At 44.2% G+C, this 12889-nt stretch carries 7 protein-coding genes and 1 rRNA gene; 3 read left to right on the top strand and 5 right to left on the bottom strand.

What is annotated here, in order from left to right:
* A 16S ribosomal RNA gene (locus T355_RS0109675) occupies positions 1-143 on the bottom strand; the annotation flags it as partial.
* A gap of 508 nt (positions 144-651) precedes the next feature.
* On the opposite strand from T355_RS0109675, the gene murQ reads away from it, so the two are divergent.
* Genes murQ through T355_RS0109660 form a run of 3 tightly spaced genes read left to right on the top strand, consistent with a single transcriptional unit; the run spans position 652 to position 4058 of the window.
* Positions 652-1560 (top strand): N-acetylmuramic acid 6-phosphate etherase, encoded by a 909-nt coding sequence (gene murQ / locus T355_RS0109670; protein WP_027397586.1) that lies wholly within the window; start codon positions 652-654, stop codon positions 1558-1560.
* A 28-nt stretch (positions 1561-1588) separates the two neighbouring features.
* Positions 1589-2977: a PTS transporter subunit EIIC gene (locus T355_RS0109665; RefSeq protein WP_027397585.1), complete on the top strand. Its 1389-nt coding sequence runs from the start codon at positions 1589-1591 to the stop codon at positions 2975-2977.
* Between the two features lies 1 nt (position 2978).
* On the top strand, positions 2979-4058 hold the full coding sequence (locus tag T355_RS0109660) for a DUF871 domain-containing protein (RefSeq protein ID WP_027397584.1): 1080 nt from the start codon (positions 2979-2981) through the stop codon (positions 4056-4058).
* A gap of 80 nt (positions 4059-4138) precedes the next feature.
* On the opposite strand, the gene phnD is transcribed toward T355_RS0109660, so the two are convergent.
* The 4 genes from phnD to T355_RS0109640 all read right to left on the bottom strand — a co-directional run bounded on the left by phnD (position 4139) and on the right by T355_RS0109640 (position 12886).
* Positions 4139-6064 (bottom strand): phosphate/phosphite/phosphonate ABC transporter substrate-binding protein, encoded by a 1926-nt coding sequence (gene phnD / locus T355_RS14150; protein WP_051555512.1) that lies wholly within the window; start codon positions 6062-6064, stop codon positions 4139-4141.
* A 50-nt stretch (positions 6065-6114) separates the two neighbouring features.
* A complete protein-coding gene (locus tag T355_RS0109650; protein ID WP_027397583.1) occupies positions 6115-7353 on the bottom strand; it encodes a DUF445 domain-containing protein in 1239 nt (412 codons plus the stop codon).
* On the bottom strand, positions 7350-8579 hold the full coding sequence (locus T355_RS0109645; RefSeq protein WP_027397582.1) for a DUF445 domain-containing protein: 1230 nt from the start codon (positions 8577-8579) through the stop codon (positions 7350-7352). Before T355_RS0109645 ends, T355_RS0109650 begins: the two co-directional genes overlap by 4 nt.
* Before the next feature lie 71 nt (positions 8580-8650).
* On the bottom strand, positions 8651-12886 hold the full coding sequence (locus T355_RS0109640; protein WP_027397581.1) for an acyl-CoA dehydratase activase-related protein: 4236 nt from the start codon (positions 12884-12886) through the stop codon (positions 8651-8653).
* Positions 12887-12889: the final 3 nt, after the last annotated feature.

The raw sequence follows: 12889 nt of genomic DNA, 5'->3' as shown, positions 1-12889 counted from the left end.
ATCTGAAGGGCAGGTTGCCTACGCGTTACTCACCCGTTTGCCACTAGGCTAGGAAGAGCAAGCTCCTCTTCGCCCCGTTCGACTTGCATGTGTTAAGCACGCCGCCAGCGTTCGTCCTGAGCCAGGATCAAACTCTCCAAAAAATTATTTTGAAGAACCTGAATGGCTCTTAAAGTTTCTAGAATTACCTTTTAATAAAGGAATTTCATAGTTTTGCACAAACTATTATGTATGTTTACTGTTTATATAAACAGTACCATCATCTGGCTTGAATCATGTGTGCATGATTCTTGTTGCATTGTTTAGTTTTCAAAGAACACTCTGCTTTCTCAGAAGCATTTGCTTCGTGAGTCAGCTTTTATAATATAACCTTTTTTCTCATTCTTGTCAATAACTTTTTTGGAATTATTTTCAAGCTTTGAAAATTAAGTTATTTTGTTGTTTTCACCTTCTGCTGTCCATTCCTGCGCATCGGGTGACGACTTGTCCTATATTACACGTTTCCGTTCTCATTGTCAACACTTTATTTTTATTTTTCTTGTTTTATCATAAATAATGTTAAAAATCGCTACCATTTTTTCAATCTAAAAGAGTATAATTATATGTATCTTTGCGTACCTATCATGGTACAAAATGGAGGATTTATATTTAATGATTAATTTATCCCAAATTGCAACTGAGCAGGCAAATCCTGCTACTAAACATATTGATGAACTTTCCACCCTGGATATGTTAAAAACCATCAACGCCGAGGATAAAAAAGTTGCCTGTGCCATTGAACCTGCCCTTCCCATTATAGGAAAGGTAGTTGACATTATTGCTGAGAAAATTAAAAACGGAGGCCGTCTTTTCTATATAGGTGCTGGTACTTCCGGACGCCTCGGTATCCTTGATGCTGTGGAATGCCCTCCAACCTTCGGCACTTCCCCAGAGCTTGTTATTGGAATAATTGCCGGAGGTACTCCTGCTATTTTCAGAGCGGTAGAAGGGGCTGAAGATTCCACCAATCTTTCACAGGGAGATCTTAATGAATATTGTTTTAATGACAAAGATGTGCTTGTGGGTATTGCTGCTTCCGGACGAACTCCATATACTCTGTCTGCTTTAAAATATGCCAGAGAATTGGGAGCTACTTCCGTTTCCTTGACCTGTTCCCCAAATTCTCCCATGGAGGAGTCTGCGGAATATGCCATTGTTGTTCAGCCAGGTCCCGAAGTAATTACAGGCTCTACCCGTCTAAAAGCAGGCACTGCCCAAAAAATGGTTCTTAATATGCTATCTACTGGTACCATGATAAAATTAGGCAAAGTGTACGGTCATTTAATGGTTGATGTCAAGGCGTCAAACAAAAAGCTCACTGAAAGAGCTACCCGTATTGTCATGGAGGTTACTGACTGTAATCGCGAAACCGCCATTGAGGCTTTGAATAATGCAAACGGAAAGGCAAAGCTGGCAATTTTTCACATTATTTCTGGTGAAACAATTGAAAATTCCCAACGACTTCTTGATGAAGCAGATGGTTACATTGGCAGGGCCATAAAAAATATAAATAAAAAATAAACTTCGAATGATTTTGTGAGGTACAAAAATGGATTATAGAGATATTGCCGAAAAAATATATTCCCTGGTAGGAAAAAAGAATAATATCGTTTCATTCACCCACTGCATGACCAGACTTCGTCTGAAATTAAATGATTATGATAAGGCTGATACTGATGCCATGAAAAAAATCAACGGTGTTATGGGTATTAACCTTAATGAGGATGAGCTTCAGATTATTTTAGGTCCAGGCCGTGCTGATAATGTATACAGCGAATTTGCAGGCATTATGGAAAATACTGACTCTGTTCCATCCGATAACACCATAAAAGATGAAGTAAAGCAGAAGCCGGCCATTGGTGACGGAAAGGAGCTCCATGCCCAGATCCGTGCCAAAAATGCTACTCCTTTAAAGCTCATGACCAAGCGAATTGCCAGCATTTTCATTCCTATGATTCCAGGATTTATTGCCTGCGGTCTTCTCACAGGTATATTAGGTATTTCATTTAAGATTAATCCTGAATTAACCAGCTGGCCAATCATTCAGCTTCTTACGGTTATGAGTAATGCCATCTTCTTTGGGCTTAACATTTTAGTTGGTCATAATGCTGCCAAGGAATTCGGTGGCTCGCCTACTATGGGTGCCATTCTTGCCATTGTACTTTGTCATCCTAACCTTGCAAACATAAATCTTATGGATACAAATTTGGTTCCAGGCCGTGGCGGTATTATTGCAGTTCTCATGGTAGCTATTCTTGGAGCTGTTCTTGAAAAATATCTGAAGCGGGTAATCCCTGAAATGTTTAGTCTGTTCCTTACTCCACTTTTGGTTCTCCTTATCGGTGGTTTGGCTGCAATTTTCCTGTTACAGCCTATAGGACAAGTGATTGCTGAATTCATTGGCAGTGCTGCTACTGCAGCCATCCAGCATGGGGGAATGTTTACTGGTTTTGTTCTGGGTGGTATATGGTTACCATTAGTTATGCTGGGAGTACATCAGACCATGACACCTATCCACGCCCAGCTGTTATCTGAATACGGGGTCACCATTCTCTTGCCAATCCTGGCTATGGCTGGTGCTGGCCAAATTGGAGCTTCCATTGCTGTTTATGTAAAAACTAAAAATAAATTTCTTAAAAAAACCATTCTTTCTGCCCTTCCAGTTGGTATAATGGGTGTTGGGGAGCCACTTATTTACGGTGTTACCCTGCCTTTGGGCAAGCCATTTATTGGTGCCTGTATTGGAGGTGCCTTTGGTGGTGCTGTTCAGGCCGCATTTATGGTAGGTGCCTCAGCCATGGGAATATCCGGTTTGCCACTGGCTGCCACTACCAACAACATCCCTGTATATCTTGTTGGTCTTATTGTGGCCTATATAGCTGGCTTTATTGCCACTTTGATTATAGGCTTTGATGACCCTGAGGAGGAAGCGGAATAATATGAGTAATGGTATTTCAGTTTATCTTGGCCTTGATAATCACCTGGATGAAAACATTGAATTAATCAAAAAAGCCGCCAACGCTGGTATCAAGCGTATTTTTACTTCTCTGCACATTCCCGAGGCAGATGCCGAAGTTTTAAAGGCTGAGCTTAAGAAAATCCTTGCAGCTGCCAAAGAATACAACATGGATGTCATCTCCGATATATCACCTAGAGCAATGAAAATTTTAGGCTTTGCTGGCTTTTCTCTCAACCATTTTTCCCAGCTTGGTATCGAAACATTGCGCCTTGATGATGGTTTTACCCTTGATGACATTATCACCATGAGTAAGAATGACTTGGGCATCAAGCTCCAGTTAAACGCTTCTACCATCACCAAGGATTTTCTTGAAAACCTAAAGGAAGCTGGCACAGATATGTCAAATATTGAGGCCATGCATAATTTCTTTCCTAGAGAAAATACCGGTCTTTCTGAAGAATTTGTTTACAAAAAGACCCGATTGCTACATGAATATGATATTAAGGTTAGCGCCTTTATTCCAAGCTTTAATCGTCCACGTTCACCAATTTTTGCAGGACTTCCGACATTGGAGCTGCACCGTAAAACCAGCTTTGATTTTTCCCTGCGCCACCTGTTGGCCATGGGGATTGACTCTGTTTTTGTAGGTGACTCCCTGCCAAATGATAAGGAAATATGGCTCTTAGGCAGTTTTTCCGATACCGATGCTGTGCTCCTTCGCCCTGCACCTTGGACCGTCGATGATGGCATTATTAAGCTGCTAAAAATGCCATATACCACCCGTCCAGATGAGGCCAGAGATGTGATACGCACCCAGGAAAGCCGCAGATATGTAAGGGACTCCGCCATATCCATAAAGCCAGATAATTGTGGTCCTAGAAATGCCGGCTATGTTACCCTTGATAATGAAAACTACGGACGTTACCAAGGGGAACTTCAAATCATCAAGGAATATTTACCGCCAGACCATCGTGTAAATATTGTGGCGTCCCTGTCCAATGATGAGAAGCTGCTTATAAAGTATTTGACCCCTGGCAAAGCCTTTAAATTTATACTTTAAAATAATAATTACTAAAAAAGGGATACAACCCAAGCACTACAATGCTTTAGTTGTATCCCTTTTAAATTACGTTCTAGATATTAGCTATGAGCTGCAGCCTTTCTTACTACATCATAGTCACCATCATGGGCCTTTACGAAGCCGTTAATCTTAACGCTCTTCATGGTGCTGCCCACGGAAGCATCGCTATCATTCATGTGCTCGAAGGCCTGAATGAGTGCCTTAACAACATCAGGAGCTACACCAGGACCTGCGGCAATGGCATCCTTTGGAATAGGATCTGTCATAAAGATAATATCCAGATTGTCCGCTGCATTTGCGCCTGCTGCATCAAATGCCTCGGAGTAAGTAGCACCAGCCTCAATCTGGCCACTTAATACTGCCTCAATAACCTTGTTGTGGCTGCCCAGGAAACGGGTAGAGCCAAAGAAGGTATCTGGATTCTTGCCATTTTCAATGAGAGCTGCCTTAGGATAAACATAACCAGAGGCAGACTTCTTGTCTACAAAACCGAAGGACTTGCCCTGCAAATCATTCAGGCTCTTAATGCCGCTACCCTTTTTGGCAATAATGTAACCAGTGTAATTGGTGGCATTATTAACCTTTGGAGTAACCAATGGAGTAATATTAGTGGTACTCTTGGCAGAAACATACGCTGCAGGTGAGAACCAGCCCACATCTGCCAAATTACTTCTAAGGGCATTTCCCAATGCCTCATAGTCGTTTACGATAATCGTTCTTGCCTTCATGCCAATACTCTTGGCCACCTGAGCCAGAATAGGCATATAGCTTGCCCGAATTTTTTCTGGAGAAGTGAATGGATTAACTGCAAAAATAATCTCATCCTTGTCCTTGAACTGAACAGCCACTCTCTGAAGACTGTCGCTAACCTTAAGAAGTGACTGGGCATATTCACTGATTTCATCCAAGCTGGACAGCTGATGGCTAACAGCAGAACTGGTCTCCTGAGTATTGCCAGCAATATCAACTGTAGCCTGACCGATGGTTTCAATAACCTTGGCCATTTCATCTGTGGTAGCACACTGCTTGTTGGACATATCACTAAGGGAGCTTACCACATTCTCAATGGTGCGGATATTATTAACCATCTCGCCCATAGCCGCGGAGGAATCAGATGCCATGGTCTCAACGGTATTCAGACGCTGAGAGCCCTCACGCATGCTCTTGGTAACACCGGAGGTTGTTCCAGTGATCTCACGAACAATTTCCTCAATTTCCTTGGTGGTTTCTTCGCTTTCTGCAGCCAGCTTTCTAACTTCCTCTGCTACTACAGCAAAGCCCTTGCCGTGCTCTCCAGCACGGGCAGCCTCAATAGCCGCATTCAGAGCCAGCAGGTTGGTCTGACTGGCAATTCCCCGAATTTTCTCAACGAAGTTTTCAATCTTTTCAGAAGCCACATTCAGCTCATCAATATCAGCCACAGCAGTTTGAACAACTTCACCAACATTATTGATAGCTTTACTTACCTCATTAATGGAATCACGGTACTGTTCAGCCAAAGAAGAAGATTCCTTGCACTGCTCCAGGCTGGAGATTGCTGTATCAGAAACATTATGGGCAGAACCGGCAATTTCCATTACACTAGCAGAAGCCTCCTCAAGACTGCTGGCATTTACCTGGCTCTTGGAGCTAATGGACAACGCCAATTTATCCAGCTTATCCAAGGTGCTCCTGAACTGACCAATTCCCCACAATAACTGCTGGGAAGCATAGGCCATTTCCTCAGATATCCCCATCATATCCACATCTGGTTTAATCTGTTTGGAAACAGCAGTACTCTCCTTGGAAATTCTGTCTGCCGGTCTCACGGCAGGCTTTGGAGATACAGGCTCCCCGCCCTTTAAAATACTATTAACACCGGCTGCACCAATACCCCCTGCAACCACAATACCAGCTACAATTCCCAGAGCGCCGCCTAACAATGCGCCAATAATACAGCCAATAGCTGCACTAAGTACCTGGCATAAAATAAGTTTTGATTTCATTCCCTAAATCGCCCCTTTTTTCCTTAATATTGCTTTTTAAGCAAGACTTACTATACTAAAATACATGAAATTGAATAGATACACAAGCCTATTATTGCACCAACAATGGATCCATTCATCCTGATCCATAACAAATCAGGCTCCGCCTTGTCATAAATCAGATGGTTCATCTGGTCATCTGTAAGGCTTCCCAGTACATCCTTTGTAATATCACCCAGCATCTCCTGTGCCTGAAGGGCACCTCGGCCAGTGATTCCATACACCGTTTCATTAATATATCCCTTCATAGTGGTATCTTTATCCAGAAGTGTCCAGAAGGTATCTACCAATATTCTTGCCAACCAATACATGAATTTGCCTGCTTCATTACCCCCGGCAAAATCAATTTTGGACATAGAATTCCTCACATAAAAAGTCTCTTCGTTAGAATTCGACCAAATATCGGAAAATTCCTGCCTTAAATCAGAATTTTTTAGGGTCTTTTTTACTATATCCGTCAATGACGATAAAACAGCCTGCCGCTCATGACTTTCGGGAGTTGCCAGCTTTTCCAACAGCTTTACAGCCTGTTGTTGGGTGAGCTCTGCTGCTTCCTCCACATTGACCAGATTGGAATTTTGGGCACCTGCCATCATCATCTTGGCCATAGGACTATTCAGCTTCCCCTCAATGTATGAATCCAAATAGTCCACCAGATTATCCTTGAAGCTGTCCTGTGATACGTAACGGCCCGTACCGTTAATAAATTCATCAGCCAATCTTTCCAGGACATCACTGTTTTGGGTGCTATTACTTAATTCATCCATCAGCTTATCAGCCATAGCCGGACTGTCCACCCACCCATCCAGCTTATTTGCCGCCATTATCTTAATACCATTGACATTATCTGCCAAAAGCCCCTGGAGCCATTTGGCCGCTTTGTCACGATTAGCCTCTACGGACAGCCACTCACTTATTTTTGCTGAATAATCAATGGATTTTGCCTTATTCAAAAGCTTCTTTTTTGAAAAGAATTCCTTTTGCAGCATTTTTCCCGTAGCTTCCACAAAAGCATCCCGCCGTCTTGGCAGTATAGCTGTATGATACGGAAAGCCCAAAGGTTTTTTAAACAATGCCGTAACTGCAAACCAGTCAGCAATACCACCCACAAGAGCCGCCTCTGCACAAAACAACAAGCCCTTGGCAAACAGGTTATCAGGATATTCTATATGAAGGCACAAGGTAAAAAGAAATATTACCGCCGCCCCCAACAGGGTTTTATCGGCCTTGTTCCAGCTATGCCATATCATGGATGAATCACCTGCCCTGCCAAATAAACTAAAATATACAACGCCATACCAGCCAGGGAGCCCACCACAGAGCCATTTATCCGAATCATCTGCAGATCATCTGCCACCTTTTCCTCGGTAAATTCCACCAGCTCTTCATTGGAAAGTCCATTAAGACGTTCTTCTATCATATTTGTAATGGTATTATGATGCGCCTCCAGCTCTCTTGCCATCCATCCTTTAATGACAACATCCATTTTTTCTTTCCACTCATCATTTTCCACGAACTTTTCCAAGAAATCCCGGACAGCCCTTTGAACCTTGTCCCCCATTTCATTGTTGGATATAACACCATCGAGATATTTTCTCACCATGGCTTCTATTTTTTCTTCCGAGGCAAAATCCCGTAGTTTTCTCTCCAAATTGTCCTTTATTCTCTGATTTTGGCACAGCAGCTGCATTCGAACCAAAAGCCACTGGGAAACCTCAGCCCATTTTTCCTCATCTGTTCTTACAGAATCCATCCAGCTTTGAGCCTTTTTCACCAGCAAGCCACTGACCTTTTCCTTGTCAAGCCCCATAAGGCCCATGACAAAGCCACGCCCCATACCATCTCCCTCATATTTTTTGAGAAACTCTCCCACATTTTCTTTCAAGATGGAAAGTATGGCTTCCTCATGGAGCAGGTCTTCCCCGGCATTTAGCAGCCCTTTAAGAATAATATCAGTTATTTCCCTGGATGAAAGGCGATCCAATATGTCATCGGAGATAGCAGGAAGAATTTTGTTGTCCACCGCCTCCTTTATAAAAGGAGCCACCTTCCTTGTCATAGTCTGGGCATCCATATCCCTGAACACCACATTGGTAATCTCCTCAGCCAAGGAAGACAGACGGTCCTTCCCCTGAATATCGATGTATTGTGCCAGCAGTCCAGCCACATTCTGCTTGTCAACAAACTGCATGACATTTTCAGTGCTGAGGAGGTCATGACCCACAAATTCCACCAGAGCATCCATTATGCGCTGGCGGTTTCTGATAATAATTTCAGTTTTATAAGAAATGCCCAGTGGCTTTCTGAAAATGGCCGTCACTGCAAACCAATCAGCCATACCGCCTATGGTCGCTGCCAAAAAGCCATTATGGAGCATGCCACCCCAAAAGCCATAGCTTGCAGGCCAGGACATGGTAGCCCCCGCCCCCAATACACTTATAGCCAGTGCCACTGTAGCCTTATATTTCTTTTTCATTTAATACCTCGAACATTCAAAATGCTGTCTAAAAAAGGTAAATTTCCCCCTTTTTCGGACAGCACTTTTATTTATGCTTTTTTGAAAGCCGACTCTGCCTTTGGTCCCCTTTCCTTGGCCACAGACAGCATCAGTTTAATGCGATTCATCTGGTTTACCTCACTAGCCCCCGCATCACAGTCAATAGCCAAAATGTTGGCTCCCTTATAATGACGGCGCAGCTCGTGAATAACTCCCTTGCCGGTAATATGATTTGGCAGGCAACCAAATGGCTGCAGGCATACAACATTTGGCACGTTATTCTTAATGAGCTTAACCATTTCTCCTGTAAGGAACCAGCCCTCACCAGCCATATTGCCAAGGGAAACGTGTTCCTTGGCCATTTCGGCAATTTCCTTAATGGTATGAGGCGGTGTAAATCGCTTGCTGTGCTTCATTGCCTTCCTTACAGGGCGGCGGTAGAATTCCATGAGCTGAATAAACATCTGGGAAATCAGCTTGCTCTTCAGCTTGCCATCAAGCAGCTCCCGCTTAACCACTGCATCATAGGCAGAATACATAAAGAAATCCACGAAGTCAGGCATTACCACCTCAGCCCCCTCCTCGTAAAGAAGGCGCTCAATATGGTTATTGGCCACAGGATGATACTTGGCAAGAATCTCACCTACAATGCCAACCTTCGGCTTCCACATATTTTCATCAATAGGAACAGCCTCAAAGTCATCAACAATAGCCTTGATATTTCTGGAGAACCGCTTATAGCTGCCCTTCTTCTCATTGAGATCAGCTTTGCAACGCTCCATCCAGGTATCATAAAGACGGTCACTGTCCCCTATGTTCAGCTCATAAGGCTTGGTGCGATTCCGTACATTCATAAGCACATCACCGTACACCGCTGCCTTAATGGCATCAATAAGGCTATCCCTGTCAAAATGGAAGGCATCTGTTTCAAGTCCCCAGCATGCAAATACTGGAATCTGAGGATATCCAGCATCCTTCAAGGCCTGCCTCAAAACATTTATATAGTTTGTGGCGCGACAGGCACCACAGGTCTGGAACAGCATTATGGACGTATTATCAGGGTCACACTTACCCTGCTGAACTGCGTTAATAAGCTGACCAATAACCACAATAGCCGGATAGCACATATCGTTATGCACGAATTTCAGCCCCACATCAATGGCGCTTCTAGGCATTTCTGGAATTATAACGTTATAGCCATGCTTGTTAAGCACTGACTCAAAGAGCTCAAACTGAATCGGTGCCATCTGAGGCGCCAAAATAGTATGGGTACCCTTACATTCCTCAGTAAAATGAGGTCTCTCGGAAATCTCCAGCTGCTGGTATTCCACAGGCTTTCTGCGAGCCAGTGCCGCAATTAGGGAACGGAGCCTGATACGGGCAGCTCCCAGATTACTTACATCATCCAGCTTAATCATGGTATAAATCCGTTCGTGGTCCTCCAAAATGGACTTAACCTGACCGGTGGTCAAAGCATCCAGACCACAGCCAAAGGAACTGAACTGAATCAAGGTTACATTGTCATGCTCTGCCACATAATGAGCCGCATGATACAGTCTCGCATGGTAGCTCCACTGATTTACAATTTTCAATGGCTCGGACTTAACTGGCAAATGGTAAACAGCATCCTCGGAAATAATTGGCAAATCATAGCTTTGAATCATTTCCGGAATACCATGATTTATCTCAGGATCCACGTGATATGGACGGCCTGCCAATAAAATGACATGCTGCCCCTTGGTCTCTGCCTCCCGCAGGATTTCAACGCCTTTCTGGCGCACCTCCTCACGATACGATTCTAATTCAGCATAGGCCCTTTCCGCAGCCCTTGCGATCTCAGACTTTTTCAGCCCCTCAATTTTTCCCAGCTCTTCATTGAGGCGCTTTACCATCTTTTTCTTATCGTTAATTGGCAGGAATGGTTCCAAAAATTCTACATTTTTTTCCTGCAAAATATCCATATTGCCACGGATATTTTCCGCATACGAAGCCACCACCGGACAATTGAAGTGATTATCTGATGGGTGCATATCATCAGTCATATTATATGGCAAACATGGATAGAATATCTTGTCAATGCCCCGCTCCACCAGATCCATAATATGTCCATGAACCAGCTTAGCCGGATAACATAATGAATCTGAAGGGACCGTGGCCATACCGCTATAATACAGCTGGGCAGAGGATTCGCTGGAAAGCACCACCTCATAACCAAGGTCTGTAAAGAAGGTAAACCAGAACGGATAATCCTCATACATATTGAGAACCCGCGGAATACCGATCTTTCCCCGCTTGGCTTCCTTCAAAGGCTCGTAGTGATTAAACAGACGGTCATACTTGAACTGATAAATATTGGCCGCCTTCCGCTCCTTCTTTTCCTTGCCTGCACCCCGCTCACAGCGATTGCCAGTGAAATAACGGCCACCATCAGGGAAAACCTGAACGGTTACCTGACAGGAATTTCCACAGCCCTGACAACGGAAGGAATTGCTCTTTACGGTAAAGGTCTCCAGCTCATTAAGGGGCAAAATTGAGGAGTGGTTTATTCCGGACTCCAAGGAAAGAATGGCCGCACCATAGGCTCCCATCAATCCTGCAATATCCGGTCTTATTACATTACGTTCCAGCAACAGCTCCATGGAACGGAGAACTGCATCGTTGTAGAAGGTACCGCCCTGTACCACAATATTCTGTCCCAAGGAGCTAACATCCTTAAGCTGCATTACCTTAAAGAGAGCATTTTTTATAACAGATAAAGCAATACCTGCGGAAATATCTCCCACAGCGGCGCCATCCTTCTGGGCCTGCTTTACCTTGGAATTCATAAATACAGTACATCTTGTACCCAAATCAACGGGAGCCTTGGACTCCAGTGCCTTGGCCGCAAATTCCCCTGCGGTCATCTTAAGGCTCTGGGCAAAGTTTTCTATAAAGGAACCGCAACCCGCAGAGCAGGCCTCGTTAAGAGTAATACTGCCGATACTTCCCTTATTGACATAGAAGCACTTCATATCCTGACCACCTATATCCAATACAAAGGATACATCCGGGCAGAATTCCTGGGCTGCTCTCAGATGGGCAAAGGTTTCCACCTCACCATTATCCGCGTGAAGAGCTGCCTTAACAATTGCCTCACCATAGCCGGTGGTGGTCACAGAAGCAATATAGGTATCATCATTCATGGCAGCATAGAGCTCTTTCATCTCATCTACCACAGTATTCAATGGTGAACCGTGGTTACTTCCATAGGATGTATAAAGCAGTTCCTTGCTGCTGCCTATAGCCGCCAGCTTGGTGGTGGTAGAGCCGGCATCTATACCAACATAGATAGGTCCATGATAGCTGGACATATCAGCCTTTGGTACCTTGTCTCTGTCATGACGGGCCTTAAATTCCTCATAAGCCTGCTCATCCTCAAACAGGACAAAATCCGCCTTACGGCTTTCAGAGGCCATTACCTCCTCGGCCTTTTTAATACTTTCCTTAAGCTCGCCAAGCTCAACAGGGCGTGCTTCCTCACTCATGGCCGCCCCTACGGCTACAAAGTAATTGCCATCATCCACCTTAACCACGTTTTCAGGAGCCAGCTTCAAGGTCTCAATAAAACGCTTTTTCAGCTCCGGCAAAAAATGCAGCGGACCGCCCAAAAATGCCACCTTGCCATCAATAGGACGCCCCTGTGCCAAATTACTGATGGTCTGGTTTACTACAGCCTGGAAGATAGACAGAGCTATATCCGCCTTTGAAGCACCGTCATTCATAAGAGCCTGAATATCCGTCTTGGCAAATACACCACACCGTGAAGCAATGGTATAAATCTGCTTGCCCTTCTCAGCCAGTGCATTAAGGCCTTGGGCATCAGTGGACAAAAGGGATGCCATCTGATCAATAAAAGAACCTGTTCCACCAGCACAAACACCATTCATACGCTGCTCAGGAGCATCACCGAAATAGGTTACCTTTGCATCCTCGCCCCCCAGCTCCACAACCGTATCCGTATGTGGTATCAGGGACTTAACAGCAGAGGCACAGGCAATAACCTCCTGAACAAATGGCAGACCAATACGTTCAGCAATACCCATGCCGGCAGAACCAGTAAGGGCCAGAGAAAACTTTTTGTTTTCAATGACCTTGCTTAAAGCATGAAGGTTTTCTTTCAAAACAGAATTGATTTCGGAAAAATGACGAGCATATTTCTGGTACACCAATTCTCTTTCCTTGTTGAGAACTACTACTTTAATCGTGGTGGAGCCAACATCAATTCCAACCCGTAAAAGAGAATTCATTCT

It is taken from the genome of Anaerovibrio lipolyticus LB2005, assembly GCF_000621545.1.
In the GTDB taxonomy this organism is placed as follows: Bacteria; Bacillota; Negativicutes; order Selenomonadales; family Selenomonadaceae; genus Anaerovibrio; species Anaerovibrio lipolyticus_A.
Note: the sequence above shows the minus strand (reverse complement) of the source record. Positions and strands in the feature narration are given on the sequence as shown.

Coding starts and splice junctions, on each gene's coding strand:
- murQ (WP_027397586.1), top strand. CDS start 652: ATGATTAATTTATCCCAAATTGCAACTGAGCAGGCAAATCCTGCTACT.
- T355_RS0109665 (WP_027397585.1), top strand. CDS start 1,589: ATGGATTATAGAGATATTGCCGAAAAAATATATTCCCTGGTAGGAAAA.
- T355_RS0109660 (WP_027397584.1), top strand. CDS start 2,979: ATGAGTAATGGTATTTCAGTTTATCTTGGCCTTGATAATCACCTGGAT.
- phnD (WP_051555512.1), bottom strand. CDS start 6,064: ATGAAATCAAAACTTATTTTATGCCAGGTACTTAGTGCAGCTATTGGC.
- T355_RS0109650 (WP_027397583.1), bottom strand. CDS start 7,353: ATGATATGGCATAGCTGGAACAAGGCCGATAAAACCCTGTTGGGGGCG.
- T355_RS0109645 (WP_027397582.1), bottom strand. CDS start 8,579: ATGAAAAAGAAATATAAGGCTACAGTGGCACTGGCTATAAGTGTATTG.
- T355_RS0109640 (WP_027397581.1), bottom strand. CDS start 12,886: ATGAATTCTCTTTTACGGGTTGGAATTGATGTTGGCTCCACCACGATT.